Annotated in this window: 24 protein-coding genes; 11 read left to right on the forward strand and 13 right to left on the reverse strand. The window is 61.3% G+C overall.

Annotated features, from left to right (window positions below):
* Window positions 1–36: 36 nt before the first annotated feature.
* From nuoM to BLR69_RS09270, 4 genes are all read left to right on the forward strand, one after another.
* On the forward strand, window positions 37–1,569 hold the full coding sequence (gene nuoM, locus BLR69_RS09255) for an NADH-quinone oxidoreductase subunit M (RefSeq protein ID WP_071493392.1): 1,533 nt from the start codon (window positions 37–39) through the stop codon (window positions 1,567–1,569).
* 7 nt (window positions 1,570–1,576) lie between these two features.
* Window positions 1,577–3,040: an NADH-quinone oxidoreductase subunit NuoN gene (gene nuoN, locus BLR69_RS09260; RefSeq protein ID WP_071493393.1), complete on the forward strand. Its 1,464-nt coding sequence runs from the start codon at window positions 1,577–1,579 to the stop codon at window positions 3,038–3,040.
* A 239-nt stretch (window positions 3,041–3,279) separates the two neighbouring features.
* Window positions 3,280–3,630 carry a type II toxin-antitoxin system RelE/ParE family toxin gene (locus BLR69_RS09265; RefSeq protein ID WP_071493394.1) on the forward strand — a complete coding sequence of 117 codons (351 nt, stop codon included), beginning with the start codon at window positions 3,280–3,282 and terminating at the stop codon, window positions 3,628–3,630.
* A complete protein-coding gene (locus BLR69_RS09270; RefSeq protein WP_071491908.1) occupies window positions 3,620–3,934 on the forward strand; it encodes a helix-turn-helix domain-containing protein in 315 nt (104 codons plus the stop codon). Before BLR69_RS09265 ends, BLR69_RS09270 begins: the two co-directional genes overlap by 11 nt.
* A gap of 60 nt (window positions 3,935–3,994) precedes the next feature.
* Here BLR69_RS09270 and BLR69_RS09275 read toward each other — a convergent pair whose 3' ends face one another.
* Together BLR69_RS09275 and BLR69_RS09280 are read right to left on the reverse strand one after the other, a co-directional pair.
* The gene (locus BLR69_RS09275) at window positions 3,995–4,747 is read right to left on the reverse strand and encodes an outer membrane beta-barrel protein (protein WP_058425025.1); all 753 of its coding nucleotides are present in this window, start codon (window positions 4,745–4,747) and stop codon (window positions 3,995–3,997) included.
* Between the two features lie 127 nt (window positions 4,748–4,874).
* The gene (locus BLR69_RS09280; protein WP_071493395.1) at window positions 4,875–5,708 is read right to left on the reverse strand and encodes an arylamine N-acetyltransferase family protein; all 834 of its coding nucleotides are present in this window, start codon (window positions 5,706–5,708) and stop codon (window positions 4,875–4,877) included.
* A gap of 120 nt (window positions 5,709–5,828) precedes the next feature.
* Here BLR69_RS09280 and BLR69_RS09285 point away from each other — a divergent pair, with 120 nt between their 5' ends.
* From BLR69_RS09285 to BLR69_RS09305, 5 genes are all read left to right on the forward strand, one after another.
* Entirely contained in the window at window positions 5,829–6,065 is a 237-nt protein-coding gene (locus tag BLR69_RS09285; protein WP_058425027.1) for a DUF6555 family protein, read from the forward strand.
* Between the two features lie 214 nt (window positions 6,066–6,279).
* Complete coding sequence (locus BLR69_RS09290; RefSeq protein WP_071493396.1) at window positions 6,280–7,263, forward strand: DUF1852 domain-containing protein; 984 nt, start codon at window positions 6,280–6,282, stop codon at window positions 7,261–7,263.
* Window positions 7,264–7,290: 27 nt separating this feature from the next.
* Entirely contained in the window at window positions 7,291–8,325 is a 1,035-nt protein-coding gene (locus tag BLR69_RS09295; protein WP_071493397.1) for a methionine synthase, read from the forward strand.
* Between the two features lie 72 nt (window positions 8,326–8,397).
* Window positions 8,398–8,898, forward strand: a complete 501-nt coding sequence (locus BLR69_RS09300) for a flavin reductase family protein (RefSeq protein ID WP_071493398.1) — start codon at window positions 8,398–8,400, stop codon at window positions 8,896–8,898.
* A 60-nt stretch (window positions 8,899–8,958) separates the two neighbouring features.
* Complete coding sequence (locus tag BLR69_RS09305; protein ID WP_071493399.1) at window positions 8,959–9,480, forward strand: DUF3087 family protein; 522 nt, start codon at window positions 8,959–8,961, stop codon at window positions 9,478–9,480.
* On the opposite strand, the gene BLR69_RS09310 is transcribed toward BLR69_RS09305, so the two are convergent.
* The 3 genes from BLR69_RS09310 to BLR69_RS09320 are packed head-to-tail and all read right to left on the reverse strand — an operon-like array spanning window position 9,477 to window position 12,502.
* Window positions 9,477–9,917, reverse strand: a complete 441-nt coding sequence (locus tag BLR69_RS09310; RefSeq protein WP_083365851.1) for an MEKHLA domain-containing protein — start codon at window positions 9,915–9,917, stop codon at window positions 9,477–9,479. The genes BLR69_RS09305 and BLR69_RS09310 overlap by 4 nt on opposite strands.
* Before the next feature lie 43 nt (window positions 9,918–9,960).
* On the reverse strand, window positions 9,961–11,091 hold the full coding sequence (locus tag BLR69_RS09315; protein WP_071493401.1) for an MFS transporter: 1,131 nt from the start codon (window positions 11,089–11,091) through the stop codon (window positions 9,961–9,963).
* 46 nt (window positions 11,092–11,137) lie between these two features.
* Window positions 11,138–12,502, reverse strand: coding sequence for an MFS transporter (locus BLR69_RS09320; protein WP_071493402.1), 1,365 nt, complete (start codon window positions 12,500–12,502; stop codon window positions 11,138–11,140).
* Between the two features lie 200 nt (window positions 12,503–12,702).
* Here BLR69_RS09320 and BLR69_RS09325 point away from each other — a divergent pair, with 200 nt between their 5' ends.
* Entirely contained in the window at window positions 12,703–13,428 is a 726-nt protein-coding gene (locus BLR69_RS09325; protein WP_071493403.1) for a carbonic anhydrase, read from the forward strand.
* Window positions 13,429–13,431: 3 nt separating this feature from the next.
* On the opposite strand, the gene BLR69_RS09330 is transcribed toward BLR69_RS09325, so the two are convergent.
* The 8 genes from BLR69_RS09330 to BLR69_RS30730 form a co-directional block, all read right to left on the reverse strand.
* Window positions 13,432–13,881 carry an alpha/beta fold hydrolase gene (locus BLR69_RS09330; protein ID WP_071493404.1) on the reverse strand — a complete coding sequence of 150 codons (450 nt, stop codon included), beginning with the start codon at window positions 13,879–13,881 and terminating at the stop codon, window positions 13,432–13,434.
* Window positions 13,874–14,623: an HvfC/BufC N-terminal domain-containing protein gene (locus BLR69_RS09335; protein ID WP_071493405.1), complete on the reverse strand. Its 750-nt coding sequence runs from the start codon at window positions 14,621–14,623 to the stop codon at window positions 13,874–13,876. The genes BLR69_RS09330 and BLR69_RS09335 overlap by 8 nt, the downstream gene beginning before the upstream one ends.
* Window positions 14,620–15,444, reverse strand: coding sequence for an MNIO family bufferin maturase (bufB, locus tag BLR69_RS09340; protein WP_071493406.1), 825 nt, complete (start codon window positions 15,442–15,444; stop codon window positions 14,620–14,622). Before bufB ends, BLR69_RS09335 begins: the two co-directional genes overlap by 4 nt.
* A gap of 132 nt (window positions 15,445–15,576) precedes the next feature.
* Window positions 15,577–15,849 (reverse strand): BufA2 family periplasmic bufferin-type metallophore, encoded by a 273-nt coding sequence (bufA2, locus tag BLR69_RS09345; RefSeq protein WP_016979675.1) that lies wholly within the window; start codon window positions 15,847–15,849, stop codon window positions 15,577–15,579.
* 27 nt (window positions 15,850–15,876) lie between these two features.
* Window positions 15,877–16,638 (reverse strand): alpha/beta fold hydrolase, encoded by a 762-nt coding sequence (locus tag BLR69_RS09350; protein WP_071493407.1) that lies wholly within the window; start codon window positions 16,636–16,638, stop codon window positions 15,877–15,879.
* A gap of 18 nt (window positions 16,639–16,656) precedes the next feature.
* A complete protein-coding gene (locus BLR69_RS09355; protein WP_083365789.1) occupies window positions 16,657–17,064 on the reverse strand; it encodes a DoxX family protein in 408 nt (135 codons plus the stop codon).
* Complete coding sequence (locus tag BLR69_RS09360; RefSeq protein ID WP_049712652.1) at window positions 17,061–17,333, reverse strand: BufA1 family periplasmic bufferin-type metallophore; 273 nt, start codon at window positions 17,331–17,333, stop codon at window positions 17,061–17,063. The genes BLR69_RS09355 and BLR69_RS09360 overlap by 4 nt, the downstream gene beginning before the upstream one ends.
* A 323-nt stretch (window positions 17,334–17,656) precedes the next feature.
* The gene (locus tag BLR69_RS30730) at window positions 17,657–17,926 is read right to left on the reverse strand and encodes a hypothetical protein (RefSeq protein ID WP_156790785.1); all 270 of its coding nucleotides are present in this window, start codon (window positions 17,924–17,926) and stop codon (window positions 17,657–17,659) included.
* On the opposite strand from BLR69_RS30730, the gene BLR69_RS09370 reads away from it, so the two are divergent.
* Complete coding sequence (locus tag BLR69_RS09370; protein WP_071493408.1) at window positions 17,909–20,725, forward strand: ATP-binding protein; 2,817 nt, start codon at window positions 17,909–17,911, stop codon at window positions 20,723–20,725. The genes BLR69_RS30730 and BLR69_RS09370 overlap by 18 nt on opposite strands.
* The last annotated feature ends 194 nt before the right edge of the window (window positions 20,726–20,919 follow it).

Here is a 20,919-nt window from a genome sequence, read left to right on the forward strand (position 1 = left end):
CAACTTTGCGAACTTGCGAAAGGAAACGAGCCTGTCATGATTCTGCCCTGGCTAATCCTGATCCCCTTCATCGGCGGCCTGCTCTGCTGGATGGGTGAACGCTTCGGCGCCACCCTCCCCCGCTGGATTGCGTTGCTGACCATGTCCCTGGAACTCGCGCTCGGCCTCTGGCTGTGGGCCCATGGCGACTATTCATTTGCTCCGGCACCGGGTTTCGATCCCACCTTCGCGCTTGAATTCAAGCACGTGTGGATCCAGCGCTTCGGCATCAACGTGCACCTGGCCCTCGACGGCCTGTCGCTGTTGATGATCCTGCTGACCGGCCTGCTGGGTATCCTCTCGGTACTCTGCTCCTGGAAAGAGATCCAGCGTCACGTGGGCTTCTTCCACCTGAACCTGATGTGGATCCTGGGCGGTGTCGTCGGCGTGTTCCTCGCCCTCGACCTGTTCATGTTCTTCTTCTTCTGGGAAATGATGCTGGTGCCGATGTACTTCCTCATCGCGCTCTGGGGTCACAGTTCTTCGGACGGCAAGAAAACCCGGATCTACGCGGCGACCAAGTTCTTCATCTTCACCCAGGCTTCCGGCCTGATCATGTTGGTGGCGATCCTGGGCCTGGTACTGGTCAACTTCAACAACACCGGCGTGATTACCTTCAACTACGCCGACCTGTTGAAGACCAAGATGTCCCTGACCACCGAGTACATCCTGATGTTGGGCTTCTTCATCGCGTTTGCGGTGAAGCTGCCGGTGGTGCCGTTCCACTCCTGGCTGCCCGATGCGCACGCCCAGGCGCCGACGGCCGGTTCCGTGGACCTGGCCGGTATCCTGCTGAAGACAGCAGCCTACGGCCTGCTGCGTTTCGCCCTGCCGCTGTTCCCGAATGCCTCGGCCGAATTCGCGCCGATCGCCATGACCCTGGGTCTGATCGGGATCTTCTACGGTGCGTTCCTGGCGTTTGCGCAAACCGACATCAAGCGTCTGATTGCCTTTTCGTCCGTTTCCCACATGGGCTTCGTACTGATCGGCATCTACTCCGGCAGCCAACTGGCGCTGCAAGGCGCGGTGATCCAGATGTTGGCCCACGGTGTCTCAGCCGCTGCACTGTTTATCCTGAGTGGCCAGCTGTACGAGCGCCTGCACACCCGTGACATGCGTGAAATGGGTGGCGTGTGGTCGCGCATCGCCTACCTGCCGGCGATCAGCCTATTCTTCGCCGCCGCGTCCCTGGGCTTGCCGGGCACCGGCAACTTCATCGGCGAGTTCCTGATCCTGATGGGTGCCTTCGTGCAAACGCCGTGGATCAGTGCGATTGCTACCTCCGGCCTGGTATTCGGTTCGGTCTACTCGCTGATCATGATCCACCGCGCCTACTTCGGCCCGGCCAAGTCCGACACCGTCCTGCAAGGGATGGACGCTCGCGAACTGATCATGGTGCTCGGCCTGGCGGTACTGCTGATCTACATCGGCGTGTACCCGCAACCGTTCCTGGACACTTCTGCCGCAACGATGCATGGCGTGCAGCAGTGGTTCGGCACCGCCTTCTCTCAACTCGCTTCGGCCCGGTAAGAGCGCTATGGAATTCACGATCCAACACTTTATCGCGCTTGCGCCGCTGCTGATCACCAGCCTCACCATCGTGGTGGTGATGCTGGCGATCGCCTGGCGCCGCAATCACTCGCAAACGTTCCTGCTGTCCTGTGCCGGCCTGAACCTGGCCCTGCTGTCGATCATCCCGGCCCTCAAGGTCGCGCCACTGGCGGTCACACCATTGATGATGGTCGATGACTTCGCCCTGCTGTATATCGCGCTGATCCTGGTCGCGACCCTGGCCTGCGTCACCCTCGCCCACGCCTACATGGGCGAAGGCGGCACCGGTTACCCAGGCAACAAGGAAGAGCTGTACCTGCTGATCCTGCTGGCTGCGGCCGGTGGCATCGTGCTGGTCAGTGCACAGCACCTGGCCGGCTTGTTCATCGGCCTGGAACTGCTGTCGATCCCGACCTATGGCCTGGTGGCCTATGCCTTCTTCAACAAGCGCTCCCTGGAAGCCGGCATCAAGTACATGGTGCTGTCGGCCGCTGGTTCCGCGTTCCTGTTGTTCGGTATGGCCCTGCTCTACGCCGAAGCCGGCAGCCTGAGCTTCACCGGTATCGGCCACGCCCTGGCCACCACCAGCCTGCCTGCGCCAATCGCCCAACTGGGCCTGGCCATGATGCTGATCGGCCTGGCGTTCAAGCTGTCGCTGGTGCCGTTCCACCTGTGGACCCCGGACGTGTACGAAGGCGCCCCGGCGCCGGTGGCTGCGTTCCTGGCCACCGCATCGAAGGTTGCGGTGTTTGCGGTGATGGTGCGTCTGTTCCAGATCTCGCCTGTCGCCAACACCGGTGTGCTGAGCAACGTGCTGACCGTGATCGCCATCGCGTCGATCCTGTTCGGTAACCTGCTGGCCCTGACCCAGAACAACCTCAAGCGTCTGCTGGGTTACTCCTCCATCGCTCACTTCGGCTACCTGCTGATCGCCCTGGTGGCGAGCAAAGGCCTGGCCGTGGAAGCCATGGGCGTGTACCTGGTCACCTACGTGATCACCAGCCTGGGTGCATTTGGCGTGATCACGCTGATGTCCTCGCCGTTCAAAGGCCGTGACGCCGATGCCCTGTACGAGTACCGCGGCCTGTTCTGGCGCCGTCCGTACCTGACCGCCGTACTGACCGTGATGATGCTGTCCCTGGCTGGTATTCCGCTCACTGCGGGCTTCATCGGCAAGTTCTACATCGTCGCGACCGGTGTTGAAGCACACGAGTGGTGGTTGGTTGCCTCCCTGGTACTGGGCAGCGCCATCGGCGTGTTCTACTACCTGCGCGTGATGGTCACCCTGTACCTGATCGAGCCGAACCTGCGCCGTGTGGATGCCGAGCTGCATTGGGAACAGAAGGCAGGCGGCGTGATGCTGTTGGCCATCGCCCTGCTCGCGTTCTTCCTGGGCGTGTACCCACAACCGTTGCTGACCCTGGTGCAGCACGCGGTATTGGGTGTTTGATCGCTTAGCGGGATGCAGTCAACAAAACGGCGCCCTAGGGCGCCGTTTTGCATTCTGGGCAATGGGTTCAAACACCCTCTTCAACTCACGGAAATTTCCTCTTCCACTCGCCTACTCATCTGGCATATGCACGCCGAAGCCCGCCGTATGGTGTTTGAGTTTTAGGAAAGTTCCCACAGCAAGGTCACTTGACCATAAGCAGGTGGGCCACCAAACTCTACGCAGGCTACGTACAGAACATGGATGCTCTATTTATCGAACTGCCGGCCTTCGAGCGGCATCGCAAGGACTATCTGAGTGACGAGCTTTTCCAGGGTTTTCAACAAGAGTTGATGAAGAACCCGGAAGCAGGAGATGTGATCGAGGGAACAGGCGGACTGCGCAAAGTTCGCTTCATCGATGAGCGACGCAACAAAGGCAAGCGCGGTGGCCTGCGGGTCATTTACTACTGGTGGTCGGGCGGCACGCAATTCTGGCTATTCACCCTGTACGGCAAGCACGAACAGGATGACCTGACACCACAGCACAAAAAAGCCCTGAAACACATGCTGGACAGGGAAATCAAAGCGAGAACACACCATGAAACGTGAAATCTTTTCCGAACTGGTCGAAGGCTTCGACGCCTTGGCAAACGAACGCCAAGGCAAAGTCACCCTGCGAACCCATAAGGTTCATCTCAACCAACTGGAGCCGCTTACCGCCGAGGAGGTGGTCGCCGTGCGCCAACAACTCAACCTCTCCCGGTCGGTGTTCGCCATGTACCTGCGCACCAACACCCGCACCCTGGAAAACTGGGAGCAAGGCCGGGCCAAGCCGAATGCCCAGGCTGCCACACTGATTCGCCTGGTGGCACGTTTTCCTGAGACCGTGGCGCAACTTGCCGCTTTGGGTTGATCTGCAATTGCCTCAAAAAAAAACGCCCCGGACATTCGGGGCGTTTTTCGGTGCATCGCGTCAGAAAGCGATACCGACCTTGAAGCCGTACTCGTTACGCTTGAGCTTGGTGTTGTCGGCCACTTCGGAGTCACCGTCGAGCTTGTACTCGGTGCGGGTGTAGTACAGGCCCGCGACCACCGGCAGGTCACCCTTCTGGTTCATCAACAGGCTGACTTCGGCGTAGGGGTTGGTGCGGTCCTTGAGGTCGACGGTGTCGCTGCCGAAGTCATCCACCTTGAGCTTGGTGCGGCCATCAATGGTACGACGGGCGCCGGCTTCGACACGCAGGGTCATGTCATCGAACTGGTGGTTATAGCCCAGGGCCGCCTTGGCGAACGGCGATTTGTTGGTGAGCTTCACATCAAGGTCGTTGATCTCTGGCTCGTAGCGGGTCCAGCTGTAGCCGCCACCGACGATCACGTCGACAAAATTGCGCGCATCCAGCGCGGCACGCCAGCCCAGGTCCAGGTCAGCCTGGCCTTCCTTGAGTTTGTTATCGCTCTTTTCGCCGTACTTGGCTTCGATACCGGCCTGGTAGATAAAGCCGGATTCGGCAGTGAGCTTGTTGCCGAAGTTGTAGAACAGGCCGGCCTCAGGCATGTGGCTCTTGTCGCTTTCGCTGCCGCCTTCGAATTTGAAGTCGTTGTAGCTGCCCAGGATCCCGAAGGTGGAAATCGGGTCGGTGGACGGTGCGGCGAACACCACGGCAGGCGCAGCGACCAGCGCCAGCAGTGAGGAACCCTTGAGGAATTTTCCGAATAGCTTGGACATCGTTTTACATCTCCTTGTCTGGTGAGCAAATTATTCAGGAACCGCTTCGAACCCCGGCGAGCACCAAAGGTTCGAATTAATTTGCGTTGATTTGGAGGTAAAACGGTTCAGCGAAGGCTCTATCTCGCTATTGCTGGGTAGCGGCCTGGACCAAGCCATCAAGGCATTGCCGAAGCGATACCGAGTACGGCACGCGAATCCCGAAGGTTTCAGTCAGCACCTGCACCACCTCATCGGCACTGCCAAGCATGCGTTTTTCGCTCGGCCGATCCAGGGAGTGGATCGCATAGTGGGTGTTGTTCAGGGTATGGCGTTTGCCCGGCGCCAGGCGCGCGACCTTCAGTTGGCCGACGAATACCGAATTCGGGTGGGTGGAGACGTACCAGTTGCCGATTTCGTAATCGATAGCCGCCTGTACTTGCAGGTCGAACACATACAGGCCGCGCCACTCCTCGGCCACTTGCGCCCACAAAGTGTAACTGCCCTGTCCGTCGAAGGTCAGACGATAAGGTTCATGAGCCGTGGCCTGCACCGCCTGCGTGTCCAACTGCAACGGGCTGCTGGGCACCATGCCGCCAAAGCCGACATCGGTGATGTAGCGCACGCCGTCCAGGGTCACCAGGCTCAAGCGATGGGTACGCGCCGTACGCGCATCCGGCGGCCCGCCCATCACCACCCGACCGGTGATGCCTCGGGCGTCGAAACCGAGTTCCTGCAATAGCGCCAGGAACATCTGGTTCAGCTCATAGCAATAGCCCCCGCGCCCGTCCAACAGCACTTTTTGTTCAACACTCGGTAGGTCGATCGGCACCGGCAGCCGTACCAGGCTCGACAGGTTCTCGAAGGCAAAGCTGCACACATGGCGCAATTGCAGGTCCTGCAAGGTTTGCAGGGTGGGCGCCGGCGGCGTGTCATAACCCAGGCGTTGCAGGTAGAGGCGGCTATGGGTCAGCACAGGCATGGCACGATCCTTTGGCACAGGAAGAAGGCGTCACTATGCCGCGCCCGCATGCAGATTGTCATTTTGAATGAACCTTTTTGAACGCTGCCCTATCCATCTATAACAACACAGGGAGGCAACATGAGTACCGCAAAAATCTACACGATCAATTATCAGCTGCACGGTCAACCGAAAACCTTTGTGGTGCGTGCCGAAGTGATGAACAACGCCGAGGCCTGGCACTGGGCGGCGGTGGATGCCGATATTGCCCATGTGAGTCGCGTGGGACGCGTGGGGCACGAGCAGGTCAAGAAGACGACCCGGCCCTGGGCGGAGAAGTTCGGGATTACGGATGTCACGTGGATCGCACCCAAGTAAGTGAACAGCCTCACCGTGCAAGGTGGGGCTTCCAACACCTTTTGCAGTTGACCGTTTGCCCATCATGAACAGGGCTAACGCTTCAGTGAAATCAATTCAATTTTACTCGACCTGTGCCCCGCCTAAACTACATCCTAATTATTGATACTCGAAATCAATCTGGCACCTGAACAACCCATCAGGTGTGCCCCAGAAATCAGGATGTCAGGTCACAATGAACAGCGAGTTTGCCTTTACCCTCAAAACCCTTCGTTTCGACGAACATTATCATCCCTCGGAAAACACGCGCATCACCACCAACTTCGCCAACTTGGCCAGGGGCAAAAGCCGCCAGGAGAATCTGCGCAACACACTGAGGATGATCAACAATCGTTTCAATGCGTTGGCACAGTGGGATAACCCCAAGGGTGATCGCTACAGCGTGGAACTTGATATCGTCTCCGTTGAAATGGGCATTGACCCTGAACAGCGTGGCAACGCCATCCCGCTGATTGAAATCTTGAAAACAACAATTGTCGATCAACACACCCATGAACGCATTGAGGGTATTGTCGGCAACAACTTCTCCTCTTATGTGCGAGATTATGACTTCAGTGTTGCCTTATCAGCGCACAACAAGGATCGGTCCGACTTCAGCACACCCGACAACTTTGGCGAGCTACACGGAAAGCTGTTCAAGCACTTCGTCAACTCAAGCACTTACAAAGAAAACTTCAAAAAACCGCCGGTAATCTGCCTGAGCGTTTCGAACACCAGGACCTATCATCGGACGGAAAACCAGCACCCTGTACTAGGCTTCGAATACCAACAGGATGCCTACTCCTTGACGGATGAATACTTCAGCAAAATGGGATTGAAGGTTCGCTACTTCATGCCTTCAAACAGTGTTGCGCCGTTGGCCTTTTATTTTTCCGGTGATTTGCTGGCGGATTACACCAACCTTGAACTTATCAGCACCATCAGCACCATGGACACCTTCCAGAAGATTTACCGGCCCGAGATCTACAATGCCAATTCGGCCGCCGGGAAATCCTATCATCCCAGTTTGAAGCATCAGGACTATTCACTGACGCTGATTGTTTACGATCGAGAAGAACGCAGCCGCCTGGCCATTGAACAGGGAAAATTTGTTGAAGAGCACTTCATCAAACCCTACCAGGCTGTTCTTCAACAGTGGTCCGCCAACTGCACGCTTTGACGCATTAATACTACAAGGTCATCCCTGATGAAAAAGTTGTTACCGACTTCGACTGCCGGCAGTTTGCCTAAACCTTCCTGGCTGGCCCAGCCTGAGACACTGTGGTCACCATGGAAACTGCAAGATGAGGCATTGACCGAAGGCAAACACGACGCCTTGCGTCTGTCCCTACAGGAACAACAACACGCGGGCATTGATATCGTCAGTGATGGCGAACAGACGCGCCAACACTTTGTGACGACGTTTATTGAACACCTCAGCGGTGTTGATTTCGAGAAACGCGAGACCGTGCGAATCCGTGATCGTTATGACGCAAGCGTGCCAACGGTCGTAGGGGCTGTTTCCCGCCAGAAGCCGGTGTTTGTTGAAGACGCCAAGTTCTTGCGCCAGCAAACCAGGCAACCCATCAAGTGGGCGCTGCCTGGCCCCATGACGATGATCGATACGCTGTATGACAACCACTATAAGAGTCGTGAAAAGCTGGCCTGGGAATTCGCCAAAATCCTTAACCAGGAAGCCCTTGAATTAGAAGCCGCCGGGGTGGACATCATCCAATTCGATGAGCCCGCCTTCAACGTGTTCTTTGATGAGGTGAACGACTGGGGCGTGGCTACCCTGGAAAGGGCCATTGAAGGCCTCAAATGTGAAACCGCCGTGCATATTTGCTATGGCTACGGCATCAAGGCCAATACCGACTGGAAAAAGACGCTGGGATCCGAGTGGCGTCAATATGAAGAAGCCTTTCCCAAGTTACAGCAATCCAGCATCGATATCGTCTCGCTGGAATGCCACAACTCCCATGTGCCCATGGAGCTGATTGAACTTATCCGCGGTAAAAAAGTGATGGTCGGGGCCATTGACGTGGCCAGCCATACCATTGAAACACCGGAGGAAGTCGCCAACACCTTGCGCAAAGCACTGCAGTTTGTCGATGCCGACAAGCTCTACCCTTGCACGAACTGTGGGATGGCGCCCCTGCCCCGTCACGTGGCCAGGGGCAAACTGAATGCGTTGAGTGCCGGCGCAGCCATCGTGCGCAAAGAACTCTCGAACGCGTACTGAGCACGCACAAGGCCTGACCCTGTCAGGCCTTGCCTGGCGCTTTCGAACGGCACACATTATTCAGGACCGCCTATGTCACGTCCCATCGAGCCGTTACGCTTTCGAGAAGCCCTCGGGCACTACGCATCCGGTATCACAGTGATTACCTCCCACGTTGATGGCGAGCCGATCGGCTTCACTTGCCAGTCGTTCTATAGCGTGTCGATGAGCCCGCCGCTGGTGTCATTCAGCGTCATGTCCAATTCGGCCAGTTACCCCAGGATTCGCCAGGCCGGCCGGTTCGCCGTCAATATCCTGTCCGGCGAGCAGATCAGGATTTCCAACCAGTTCGCTCGCCGAGGCACAGACAAGTGGCACGGCGTGAAGTGGCAAGAATCCCCATTGGGCAATCCGCTCATTGCCGGCAGCCTGCACTGGCTGGATTGCGAAATTCACGCCGAACACGCTGCGGGTGATCACCTGATCGTGATTGGTGAAGTGAAAGCACTGAACCTGCATAAAGCGACCGCTTCGCAGCCATTACTGTATTTCAAAGGACAGTATCGCAACCTCGCCGCGCATGAATCGCTGTGAGTTACGTGAGCACACGCATAGCGTGAGATGATGCCGGCCCCTTCTGGAGAGATGACCCGGATGTTCGAGCTCAAACCCTGCGACCCTGTCACCTTCCGCCAACAGACCCGGCGCAGCACGCTGATCGTGGCCGTGTTGTTCGTCGCCCTGGCGATGCTGCTGTCGAGCCTGGCGGTGATGCTGTTCGGTGAGCCCGGCGGTGACAATTTCCGCTTCAATGTCGGCGGTGTGTTCGCCGGGGTGCTGATCACCCTGGCCCTGGTGCGTGGCCCGTTCTGGACCCAGCCGTGGCTGGCGCCGGCAGTGTATGGCTGGCAGCTCAAGCGCAGCCTGATGAGCGTGACCAATGTGATGCACAAGGTCACCGAACGGGTACAAGCCAATGACCCGATGGCGATCAAGGTGCTGCGCTTCTACCACTTGGGCCTGACACAGATGCATGAGCTGGATGCCAACTCCAGCGCCCAGGTGCAGTTGCTGGCCGAGGTCGAGGCGCACAAGGCCAGGATGCAGGCGCTGGGGATCGACACCGAACAAACCCGGTTAGACCCCGCCTGGCTGGCAGCCTTTAAAACCGCTTAAGCCAACACGCCGATGCGCTGCTCGTCGGGCCAGAACAACGCCGCCTGGCCGCACGGCTGGCCGGCGTCATCGAGCAAGGTCCATACCACCCCGGCGTGGATCATGAACGGCTGGTTGTGCGCATCCACCCGCCAGCCACTGTAGCCATCGGCGATGCCGTTGGCGGTGACTTGCTCCAGCAGCCGCTGACGCGCAGCGCGGTCGAGTGCCGAGGCGCTGAAGCGTGAGGGCATGCCGATAAAACTGTCGCGCGGGTATTTGAAGCACTGCAAGGCGCATTCATTCACATACGTAAATCGCGGATCTGCTCCGCCGTCATGGGCCAGCAAGCTGTAGGGCGCGTCGCTGTGCAGCCAGGCCAGGCGCTGTTGCGCGTCCAGGTGTGCCGGGGCCGGCAGTCCCTGGCCGGTCCAGTGTCGATAGGCCTTATCCAGCACGTCTACGAAGGTTTCTTGAGAGGGCACGTACAACCTCACATCATCAGTTGGAATTTTTTGCGCGCCAGCAGAACACCGCGCTCACGGCGATGGCTGCACCGGCCAGGCCAAACACCCACGGCGCCGAGGCGATCGGCAACAGCAGGCCGGCGAGCAAGGGGCCAAGGCCGGCGCCGATATCGCGCCACACGGCGTTCGAGGCCAGGGCCGACACCCGCATCGAACCGGGGTTGCGCTCCGCTACCAGGGTGGTCACCAGCGGCAGTTGCAACGCACGCAACACCAATACCGCCGCCGCGCCGACTATCACCCAGTAACTGCCGAACGCCGTCAGGGCCAGGGCACTCAGGAACGAAAACAGCAGCAGCATCGAGGTGGCGCCAAAACGCTGGGCCGCACGACCGCCCAACGGGCTCAGGAGCATTTCCGAGACATAACGCAGCGCCATCAGGCCGCCGGCGATCAGCACCGCATCCCCGCCCAGCAGCTTCTGCGCCTGGATCGACAGGCCGAAGATAAACAGCCCGTCCAGCGCCACGCCCTCGATAAACGACCACACCGCCACACTGTCCGGCCATTTGAAGCGGCGCCCCGGTGTGCTGTGCAAATCATGCCCGACCGTAGGCAAGCCGCGCGCCATCCACAAGCCCACCAGGCAACACCCGGCCAGAATCAGAAAGATCGGACGCGGCCCGGCCCACAGCGTCAGCCAGCCGCCCAGGGGCAGCGCCAGCATCGGCCCCAGGGCGATCAACGCCCGCGAGCGCCCGGCGCGGCGTGCTGCACCCGCAGGTTCCGAGGTGGCCAGCACTTGGGTCGACAGGTTCAACGCGGCAAAGCACAGGCCCCACACCAGCCGCAGTCCCAGCAATGCCGCAAAACCCGACAACATCGAGTTGCCCACCGCACACAAGGTCGCGGCGCCGGCAGCGATCATGCAGGTCAGGCGGTCGCCGCTGCGTGCGTAAAAATTGAGTACATGCCGGTAGCCGAAAATCCGCACCAGGCGGTTGGCCGCCAGCAACACCCCGGCCTGGGCCAGAGTGATGCCGAACGCCTGGGATTCCATGGGCAGTAACAGGTAGAGCAACACATCACTGGGCAAGCACAAAGCGAGGGTCAGCGCGGCGCGGCGGGAGTGTGTATCAGCGGTGCGAAGGGCCAGGCTGGACATAAATCTGAAACATCCCGAAATATTCAGGTCGCCACGGTAGCGTTAATCAGACCTTTTTCCCATAGGGCAACAAACGCAGACCACTGGCCACCGCGCCCACCAGTGCAAACCCGCAGCCCAGCCACAGCGCGTAGTGCGGGCCGCTGCCCATGGACAGGTGGAAACAAAACGCCACCAGCGATGCGCCCAGCGTCTGGCCCAACAACCGAGAGATCGCCACGATGCCGCTGGCCCCACCGCTGCGGGCCAGCGGCGCGCTGGTCATCAGCGCCTTGAGGTTGGGTGACTGGAAGAACCCGAACCCGGCCCCGCACAGCGCCATGCGCCAGCCGATATCAAATGCCGAAGCACCGCTGCCCAGGGTTGCCAGCGCGGCCATGCCCACGCTGAGCATCAACAAACCGATGCCACACAACACGCCCAGGGACACCCGATCCGCCAGGCGCCCCGCGACCAGCGCCATCACCGCCACCACCGCCGGCCATGGCGTCATCAGGAAACCGGTTTCCACCTGGGTGTGCCCGAGCACCGCCTGCAGCAAAAACGGCAGCGACACAAACGCCAGGCCCTGGGCGCTGAAGGCACACACAGCGGTCAAGGAAGACAAGGCAAACACCGGGCGCTTGAACAGGTCGAGCGCCAGCATCGGTGCCGGGTGCCCGGCCTGGCGCCGCAACAACAGCGCGCCGCAGACCAGCGCCACGGCAATCAGGCCCAGCGTCAGCGCGCCCTGGGCGCCGTGCACTGCCGTGCCCAGGCCCAGCACCAGCAGGGCGAACAGCCCGGCGCACAACACGGCGGCAAGCCGATCGAAGGCATGCCCCGTCATCGGCAGGGTCGGTAGCGAGCGCAAGCCCAGCCCCAAGGCCAACAGCCCCAGCGGCACGTTGATCAGATACAACCAGTGCCAGGTCGCCACCGACAGGATCGCCGATGCCGCCGTCGGCCCCAGCGTGAACGCCAACCCCACCACCAACGAGTTATAGCCCAGCCCACGCCCGAGCATTTTTGACGGGTAGATATGCCGCAGCAACGCCGTGTTCACGCTCATGATCGCCGCAGCCCCGAGCCCCTGCGCCACTCGCGCGGCGGTCAGGGTGACCAGCGACCCGGCCAACCCGCAAAACAGCGACGACACAATAAACAGCAGCAACCCGCCAAGGTAGACCCGCCGATGCCCCAGCACATCGCTGAGCGACGCAAATGGCAGCACCGTGGCGATGATGGCCAACTGGTAGGCATTGACCACCCAGATCACCGAGGCGGAATCGGTGCCGATCCCCTCGGCCAGGGTGGGCAACGCGGTGTTGACGATGGCCGTGTCCAGGGTCGCCATGCCGATCCCCAGGGAGATCGCCATCACGGCCGGCAGGCGTTTATTGAGGGGCAACCCATCGGGGGCAGAAGACATGAACGGTCCGGCTCAAGTGACAAGATGCCTAGATTACGGGCAGACCGGATTTTTTTCAGTGGGCGATGGCCTGCCTGTCAGAATTTTCATGTTGATGACCATGGGATTGCCCCTGGAGTACAGATATTGCCTACATCCTCCCCTTAACATTCTTTGCACCCTTGGCGCTTCTTCTCTCAACGAACCTGAGAATACAGCCCATGTCCAACCGGCAACCTCCGATCAACGCACGTCGACGGTTTTTGCGCCTCGCCACCGTCGGCGCGGGTGCCCTGATGTTTGCGGGGGCGCTACCCGCAACTCTGGCACACGCCGCACCGGCCCCCAAAACGGCCAATGACCTCAGCCCGCAACAAGCCCTTGCCCGGTTGATGGCAGGCAATGGCCGCTATGTCGAAGGCGTCACCAAGCGGCATGATTTCATGAGCGAGCGCGTGATATTGGAAGGCGGGCAGAATCCATTCGCGGCAGTCCTGGGCTGCGCCGATTCACGGATTGCGCCGGAATACGCGTTCGACACCGGCCGTGGCGACCTTTTTGCGGTGCGGGTGGCGGGTAACTTCGTGACCGATGACGGGCTCGCCAGCCTCGAATATGCGGTAGCCGTGCTGGGCACCCCGCTGATCATGGTGCTCGGGCATGACAGCTGCGGCGCCCTGGCCGCCGGTGTCAAGGCCGTCAAGGACAACGCCACGTTCCCCGGCAAGATCCAGGGCCTGGCCGAGGCGTTCAAGCCGTCGGTGCGCAAGGTCTTGAAGGCGCCTGGCGATCTGCTTGCGAACGCGATTGCGCAAAATGTCAGCGACACCGTGGCGCGGCTCAAAACCGAGTCGACGCTCCTGGCCGATGCCCTGGCCGCCGGGAAACTGCAGATTGTCGGCGGTATCTACAAGTTGCACAGTGGCCAGGTCGAGTTGCTCGGCTGAAGCTCAGCGCCAATGCCCAGTACTGGCCATCACCCCGACGGCCTGTGCAAAACCAGCCTGGGGGAGGCTGTTCAGTGTGACCAGGCCCACGCACCGGCTCGGTTTCAACGTGGCAGCGCGCGCAGCAATCCGTGCGCCCTGCTCCACACCGGCGAAAACCGCCTCGGGGATGTGCAGGGCGTTCATCAGGTCCAGCACGTCCTGGCCGAGCGCAGCGTCATCGGCCTCGCGCAGAGAGGGAACGATCACGCGAAAACCCTGGGCGGCCAGCGGCGTCGTAACCTGGGAAAATGCACGGACATCCGCCGCCAGCAAGATGATCGCTCGGCCCTCTTGCGGCCCGAACTGCTCATAACGGATCTCCCCCTCATCCGTACTCACCTGTTGCAGCGCGAACGCCGGTGCGGCCATCACCACCGCCGCCAACAGTAAAAAACCACGCCGATCAAACATCGCTCACCCCCACGATCAATTCACTGCCCAGCCAAGCGGCCAGGTATTCACCCGCCTGCATCACGCCCGCGTCTTCACCCAGGCGCTGCACCAGGAACTCACACAGCCCGGCGAAACTGCCGTCAACCTGTACGTGCTGCACCGCCTGAAGTTCCAGCGCATCCACCTGACGCAGTCGCGAGGTGAATTGACGCCGCCACACCAGCAGGCCGCCCGCCTGTTCCAGCATCACCGCCTGCGGTGCGGGTGCTTCCTGCCACAACGCCGACCAGATGGCCTCGGCATTGGTGGTCAAGTCGTGGCAACGCAACGACGGTGTGAGCTGCACTACCGCCGTGTCCCAGTCCAGCTCGGCCAGCGCTTCCAGGGCCAGCGGTTGCGCGTCAGCGGCGACAAAGGCTTCATTCAGGGCCGACTCGATCCACGCCAACTCATGCACATCCGGATTGCGCGGGAACACCTCCTTCAACGTGGCGTAGAACCCCTCGGGGTACGCGTCCAGGGTCCAGGCATGGGGCGGATGGTTGTCGATATGGGTGATGCTCGCGGCCAGGAACGCGTCGTCCCCCACCCAACGGCGCAGGTTGGGGAACGCCTGTTCCAGGCAGCCCACCAACTGGGCGCGATAGTTGTTCTGATACACCGCCAAACCGGCGTGATTACTACCCAGCAACTGTGCGGATTCATCCGACGCGGTCACCAGCCAGCCACGAAAAGCCTGCTGAAGTTGCGCCAGGTTCATCGCACCGCCCCCAACGTCCGGGCCATCGACAGCTCCTGAAGCAGCTCGGCCAGCGGCGGGATCTCATCATCGCGCTCGATCATGGTCGCTACCGGCCCCAGCCGGGTCATGGCCTGGGCGTACAGTTCCCAGACGCCGGTGCACACCGGGCTATCATGGCTGTCGATCAAGATGTCACGACCCTGGCTGTGGCCGGCCAGGTGCACCTGGCGTACTCGCTCGGCGGGGATGCCGTCGAGAAACGCCAGGGCGTCGAAACCGTGATTGCTGGCACTGACGAACACGTTGTTGACGTCCAGCAGCAGTTCACAACCGGTGCGCCGGGCCATGGCCGTGATGAACTCCCACTCGGTCATGGAGGCGCCCTCGAACGCCAGGTAACTCGACGGATTTTCGAACAGCATCGCGCGGCCCAGCACATCCTGGGCCTGATGGATATTGGCGCAGACCCGGTCCAGCGCTTCGTCGGTGTAGGGCAGCGGCAACAAGTCATGGGCATTGAAACCGCCGCTGCGCGACCAGCTCAGGTGGTCGGAGACAAACAGCGGTTCAATTTCATCCACCAGCGACTTGAGGCGTTGCAGGTAATCGGTGTCCAGCCCTTCGGCGGTGCCGATGGACAGCGACACGCCGTGCAGCGCCACCGGGTAGCGTTCGCGCACCTGGCGCAGGATGTGCCGGGGCTGGCCGCCCGCGACCATGAAATTTTCGGAGATCACTTCGACGAAGTCCACGGGCACCGAGGTCTCCAGGAAGTCGCAGTAATGCTCCTTGCGCAGCCCCAGGCCGTAGCCTGAAAAGTGAGGGTTGGATGTCGACATTGGGAGTTCTCCAATAACCCTGTAGGAGCGGGCTTGCCCGCGAAGAACGCAAGGTCACCACGCTCCTCCAGGTACTACGCGTCATCGTTGACGTTTTTCGCGAGCAAGCTCGCTCCTACAAGGGGTGAGGGCTTATTTCGGTTCAGTCAGCGTGCCGCCGGCCTTGAGGCACTCGGACGGGGTCTTGACGATCACGCCTTCGCCCTTGCAGCTGTTGAGGCCCTTGCAGTCGTTCTTGGCGGTGGCGCACAGGCTGGTGCCTTTGCAGGTGTTGACGCCGTAGCAGCGACCGGGTTTTTCCTGTTGGTCGGCGGCGCTGGCGGCGGTGGCGAATGAGGCAGACGCCATGGCGATCAGGGCAGCAGCGGCAGCGAGGCTCAGACGGGACTTGAGTGCAGTGTTCATGGGTGTTTCTCCAGGGTTGGGGGTGAATTACTTGATAACGGACGCAGCGTCTTCGATGACCTTCGCCACAGCCTCGGGCTGGGAGATGTACACCGAGTGGCTGGCCTTGATTTCGCTGACCTTGGAACCGGCACGCTTGTACATCCAGCGCTGCAGGTCGGGGCTCAGGGCGCGGTCTTCGGTGGAGACCACCGCGTAGGTCGGCTTTTTGTGCCAGGCCGCGGCCCACACGGTGCCGCCGAACAAGGCGGTGGTCGCGGGGACCTGGGAGGCGGCCATGAAATCGGTGCGGTTGGTGGTCAGGTCGGCGGCGAAGTCAGCGTTGAACTTGGCGCGGTCGAAGAACAGATGACCGTCGCGGCTCTGCTTGATGTCATCGCTGGGCGCCGGCATGGAGCCGATCAACTGGGCCATGTTCTCGCCCACTTCCGGTTGCAGCGCCGACACGTAGACCAGCGACTTGACCTTGTCGCGGTCACCGGCAATCGAGATCACCGCGCCAGCGGAACTGTGACCCACCAGCACCACCGGGCCGACTTGCTGCTCCAGCACTTCGCGCGCCTCGGCCACATCGGCGGCCAGGTTCTCGTGACCCTGGTGCACCACCGTGACCTTGTAGCCCTTGTGAATCAGGATGTCGTGCACCACACGCCAGCCGGAGCCGTCGACAAACGAACCGGGCACGATCACCACGCTTTTACCAGTGCCGGGCTGCGGGGCATCGGCGGCCTGGGCCAGCATCGGAACAGTCAAGGCCATGGCAATGGCCAGGGTAGAAAGCATACGCATTGGAAATCTCCATCAAAGTTAAGAACGTTTGCCCAGGATCAGGCGGTCCAGCGACCAGGCCCCACCGCCGTAAGCCAGCAGCGGCAACAACAGGCCTGCCCAGGTCAGGTGCACAGGCCAGGCGTCGGGGTATACAAACACCTCGATCACCAGGGTCATGCCCAACAGCGCGGCGGCGGCCGGACGGGTCAGCAGGCCCAGCACCAGCAACAGCGGGAACAGGTGCTCGGCGTAGGTCGCCAGGTGCGCCGCCCACTCCGGCGGGATCAGCGGCAAGGCGTACTCCGAGCGGAACAGCGTGTAGGTCGACGGCTTGAGTTCAAGAAACCCGGTGACCTTGGTGCGCCCCGACAGGAAGAACACCGCCGCGATCCCCACCCGGGCCACCAGCAACAACAGGGCTTCGGGCAGCAGGCGCTGGATCACGGTTGCTCCGTGAGGCTGCCGAAGCCTTTCGGGGTCTTGATCTGGGTGCAGGTGCCCTTGTCCACCAGTACCCAGGCATTGCCCTGGTAGTCGGTGGTGGCGGTGCCGGCACACGAGGTGCCTTTGCCGGCGGCGCAGTCGTTGGCACCGGCGAGGGACACGCCGAAGCATTTTTCCTGGGGCTTGGGCTCGTCGGCGTGGGCCACGGCCGCGAAGGCGCTGAGGGACAGCGCAAGGGTTGCCGCGAGGGCTGCGTAAGGACGCTTCATAGGGTGAGTCTCCTGGCTTGACTGAGTGTGACCAGGGCGCCTTGGGGGTCGATGACCGCCTGCGCCAGCTGGTGAGCAGAGTTAAAGCCAGGCGTGTATCCGCTCTGTGTCGCGAACGCGATAGAACGTCATGCAGGTGTATCAGGATGGTGCAGGGATACAGTTCGATACACAGTCAATAAAACAGTGCCAAAACCCCGGCGCTTTATTCGGCATCCCGAACGAAACAATTTGAAATATTCGCCTTTCCGAACGAAGGCCCTCCCGTGTCGCCCACGACCGCAAAAATCACCATGAATTTCATACGGTTGATGTCATGTTTGTTACATGCCAACTGGCATACATTCTGCTTTATCAGTATTTCTGGTAATAAAATGTTTCAGCTCTGAGACAGTCTCATCCCCTGAAACAGGCTCTGTGACGTACCCATAAAAACGACCATGCCCCAAAGGAGGGCAGCCTTTAACACTGTTGATCGACATCATTTTCCAAGACTGCTGCTGCACATCTGTACCCCAAAAAGGGCGAATGGCCTGATCGCCAATAACAAGCCCGACTATAAAAAGGATGATTTGATGAGCTCGAGCAAGCACCACGCCGTGTCCTTCCTGGACGCAGACCACCCCGCGCCGGCCACCCCTGACAGCACCCTGGGCTTTGGCCCCTTTCTATTACTGGCCAAGCAACATGTGTTGTTGCGCAACGGCGAGCCGGTCACCCTGGGCAGCCGCGCGCTCTACCTGTTGATCGCCCTGGTGACCCGTGCGGGGGAATTGCTGGAGAAGTCCGAACTGATCGCCTTCGCCTGGCCCAAGGTGGTGGTGGAAGAATGCAACCTGCGAGCACAGATCGTCGCGCTGCGCCGTGCCCTGGGTGACGATGGCAACTTCAGCTATATCGTTACCGTGCCGGGCCGCGGCTATCGCTTTGTCGCCCCGGTCACCGTACAGGCAGCCGCTGAAGAGCACCTGCCCGTGCCCTATGTGCGAATGGATGAGTCCAACCTGCCGACGCCGACGGCTGAGGTGATCGGCCGCGACGCCTTGATCGCCAACCTCGCCGACCAGGTCATGAGCCAGCGCTTCGTCACCCTCACCGGCCCCGGCGGTATCGGCAAGACCACCGTGGCCATGGCCGTGGCGCAGCGCCTGGCCGGTGAACTCAACCTGGGCACGTGCTTTGTCGACCTGGCCCCGGCCACCAGCGGCCAATGGGTGGCCGGCATGCTCGCCAGCGCATTGGGTATCCAGACCGTCAGCGCAGACCCGCTGCACTCTGTGGTCGCCAGCCTGGCCAACCGCCGCTTGCTGCTGGTGCTCGACAATTGTGAACACGTACTGCCGGCCATCGCCGATGCGGTGGAAACCCTGATGCGCGGCGCCCCGCAATGCTGTGTGCTGACCACCAGCCGCGAGCCGCTGCGTGCAGACGGCGAACGGGTGCACGACCTGGCGCCGCTGGAGGTGCCCGACGCACACGCCCCTCTCAGCGCCGAGCAAGCCCTGGCCTGGTCCGGTGTGCGTCTGTTTGTGGAGCGCGTCCGCGCGCTCGACCCGAGTTTTGTGTTCCACGACGCCGACGTCGCGGCCGTCAGTGCGATCTGCCGCAAACTCGACAGCAACGCGCTGGCGATCGAAATCGCCGCCGCTCGCGTACGCACCTTTGGCGTCCAGGACCTGGTGGGCCTGCTCGACGGCAGCTTCCGCCTGCAAATGACCGGCCGGCGTACCGCCCTCGCCCGGCACCGTTCCCTGAGCGCGACCCTGGACTGGACCTACGCCATGCTCAGTGACGACGAACAGGCCATGCTGCGCCAACTCGCGGTGTTCACTGGCTCCTTTACCCTGGAGGCCGTCAAGTCGATGACCGCCACCAGCCGCCTGGCCCCGCGCAATGCCCTGCCCTTGCTCGAAAGCCTGATGGACAAGTCGCTGCTGATCGCCAGCGATTCCACCCTGCCCAAGCGCTATCGCCTGTTGGAAACCACCCGCGCCTACGCTTTGGAAAAACTCAACGAGCAAGGCGAAACCCACGCCACCAATCAGCGTCACGCGCGGTATGCCCTCGGTATGTTGCGCGAAGCCGGGCGAACCCTGGATGGCCTGTCGCCGGGCACCTGGCTGGCCCTCTACGCTGCGGAGATCAACACCCTTCGGGCCGCCCTCGACTGGGCCTACTCGCCCACCGGCGACCTGCCCCTGGGCATCGAGTTGACCTTGGGCGGCGTGCCGTTGTGGCTACGGGTGTCACTGGTCAGCGAGTGCCGCAGTTGGGTCGACAAAGGCCTGGCCAGCGACGCCCTCGTCCCGCTGCCCTTGCGCCAGCGCATGTTGTTGCAGACCGCCCTGGCCAGTGTGCTGATGCTCACCTATGGCACCGGCGGCCCGATGCGCGAAGCCTGGCGCCAGGTGTGCGAAGACGCCCGCGACCTCGGCGATGCCGAGCACAAGCTGCGCGCCCTGTGGGGCCTGTGGACCGACCGTTGCGGCTGCAACCAGTACACCGAAGCCCTGGAACTTGCCGAGCGCTACATCGCGCTGAACAGCAGCGGCAGCCAACAATTGCTCGGCAAGCGCATGCGCGCCGTGGCGCTGTTCCACATGGGAGACCTGATGGGTGCACGGCAGAACATCGATGAAGCCCTGGGCTCGCCGTCGGCACCGCGCTCGCACATCATCGACCTGCACTTCGACCAACGCATCGCCGCCCGCTGCCTCAAGGCCAAGGTGCAGCTGCTTGAAGGCGACGTTGACCCGGCGCTGCGCCTGATCGGCAGTTGCGTCGACGAAGCCATCTCCCTCGAACACCCCGCGACCCTCTGGTACACCCTGTGCCTGGGCGCCATACCCCTGGCCCTGCTGGCGTCCAACCTGCCGAAAGTGCGCTATTACCTGGGCCTGTTGCAAGACAGCACCACCGGCCAGGACCTGCATATCTGGCGGCAATTTCGCCTGTGTTTCGAAAGCATCCTGCTGATCCGCGAAGGCGCACCGCAAACCGGTGTGCCGCAGCTGGGCGAAGCCTTGCACCACCTGCAAGGCCAGGGTGACAGCCAGCTCTACAGCCTGCTGCGCTGTGAATACGCCCTGGGCCTGGCGCGCCTGGGCCTGGAAAAACTCGCCCTGGAAGTGCTGGAAGACACCCTGCAACTGGCCCTCGGCCGCCATGAACGCTGGTTCGTGCCGCAAATGCTGCGGATCAAGGCACAACTGACCCTGCGCCAGGCGCACTATGGCTCGGTGGACAAGGCCACCGTGCTGCTGCGCCAGGCGTGGGTAGACGCGCAGTTGGCGGGCGCGCACTTCTGGCGGGCGCAGATTGCGACCGACCTGGCGCGCCTGCAGGAACCCAAGCTGCGCATCGCCTCCCTGCCGCGCTTCCAGCACCGATAGCATGGTGAGCAGACTTCCTGTGGCGAGCGGGCTTCCTGTGGTGAGCGGGCTTGCCCCGCGCTGGGCTGCGAAGCGGCCCTAAACCAGGCGACCTGTTTCTGACTGGAGATATGCGGTGACTGGATTGGGGCCGCTTCGCAGCCCAGCGCGGGGCAAGCCCGCTCACCACAACCACAACCACAACCACAAGCCAC

This window comes from Pseudomonas azotoformans, from assembly GCF_900103345.1.
Taxonomy (GTDB): Bacteria; Pseudomonadota; Gammaproteobacteria; order Pseudomonadales; family Pseudomonadaceae; genus Aquipseudomonas; species Aquipseudomonas azotoformans.

Bases quoted from the DNA above. Each gene is read 5' to 3' on its own strand.
- BLR69_RS09280 (WP_071493395.1), bottom strand. From the start codon at position 5,708: ATGCCTGTGCTGACCCATAGCCGCCTCTACCTGCAACGCCTGGGTTAT.
- BLR69_RS09370 (WP_071493408.1), top strand. From the start codon at position 17,909: ATGAGCTCGAGCAAGCACCACGCCGTGTCCTTCCTGGACGCAGACCAC.
- BLR69_RS09325 (WP_071493403.1), top strand. From the start codon at position 12,703: ATGTCCAACCGGCAACCTCCGATCAACGCACGTCGACGGTTTTTGCGC.
- bufB (WP_071493406.1), bottom strand. From the start codon at position 15,444: ATGTCGACATCCAACCCTCACTTTTCAGGCTACGGCCTGGGGCTGCGC.
- BLR69_RS09295 (WP_071493397.1), top strand. From the start codon at position 7,291: ATGAAAAAGTTGTTACCGACTTCGACTGCCGGCAGTTTGCCTAAACCT.
- bufA2 (WP_016979675.1), bottom strand. From the start codon at position 15,849: ATGAACACTGCACTCAAGTCCCGTCTGAGCCTCGCTGCCGCTGCTGCC.
- BLR69_RS09315 (WP_071493401.1), bottom strand. From the start codon at position 11,091: ATGTCCAGCCTGGCCCTTCGCACCGCTGATACACACTCCCGCCGCGCC.
- BLR69_RS09275 (WP_058425025.1), bottom strand. From the start codon at position 4,747: ATGTCCAAGCTATTCGGAAAATTCCTCAAGGGTTCCTCACTGCTGGCG.
- BLR69_RS09290 (WP_071493396.1), top strand. From the start codon at position 6,280: ATGAACAGCGAGTTTGCCTTTACCCTCAAAACCCTTCGTTTCGACGAA.
- nuoM (WP_071493392.1), top strand. From the start codon at position 37: ATGATTCTGCCCTGGCTAATCCTGATCCCCTTCATCGGCGGCCTGCTC.
- BLR69_RS09305 (WP_071493399.1), top strand. From the start codon at position 8,959: ATGTTCGAGCTCAAACCCTGCGACCCTGTCACCTTCCGCCAACAGACC.
- BLR69_RS09270 (WP_071491908.1), top strand. From the start codon at position 3,620: ATGAAACGTGAAATCTTTTCCGAACTGGTCGAAGGCTTCGACGCCTTG.
- BLR69_RS09335 (WP_071493405.1), bottom strand. From the start codon at position 14,623: ATGAACCTGGCGCAACTTCAGCAGGCTTTTCGTGGCTGGCTGGTGACC.
- BLR69_RS09265 (WP_071493394.1), top strand. From the start codon at position 3,280: ATGGATGCTCTATTTATCGAACTGCCGGCCTTCGAGCGGCATCGCAAG.
- BLR69_RS09300 (WP_071493398.1), top strand. From the start codon at position 8,398: ATGTCACGTCCCATCGAGCCGTTACGCTTTCGAGAAGCCCTCGGGCAC.
- BLR69_RS09330 (WP_071493404.1), bottom strand. From the start codon at position 13,881: ATGTTTGATCGGCGTGGTTTTTTACTGTTGGCGGCGGTGGTGATGGCC.
- nuoN (WP_071493393.1), top strand. From the start codon at position 1,577: ATGGAATTCACGATCCAACACTTTATCGCGCTTGCGCCGCTGCTGATC.
- BLR69_RS09285 (WP_058425027.1), top strand. From the start codon at position 5,829: ATGAGTACCGCAAAAATCTACACGATCAATTATCAGCTGCACGGTCAA.
- BLR69_RS09350 (WP_071493407.1), bottom strand. From the start codon at position 16,638: ATGCGTATGCTTTCTACCCTGGCCATTGCCATGGCCTTGACTGTTCCG.
- BLR69_RS09320 (WP_071493402.1), bottom strand. From the start codon at position 12,502: ATGTCTTCTGCCCCCGATGGGTTGCCCCTCAATAAACGCCTGCCGGCC.
- BLR69_RS09360 (WP_049712652.1), bottom strand. From the start codon at position 17,333: ATGAAGCGTCCTTACGCAGCCCTCGCGGCAACCCTTGCGCTGTCCCTC.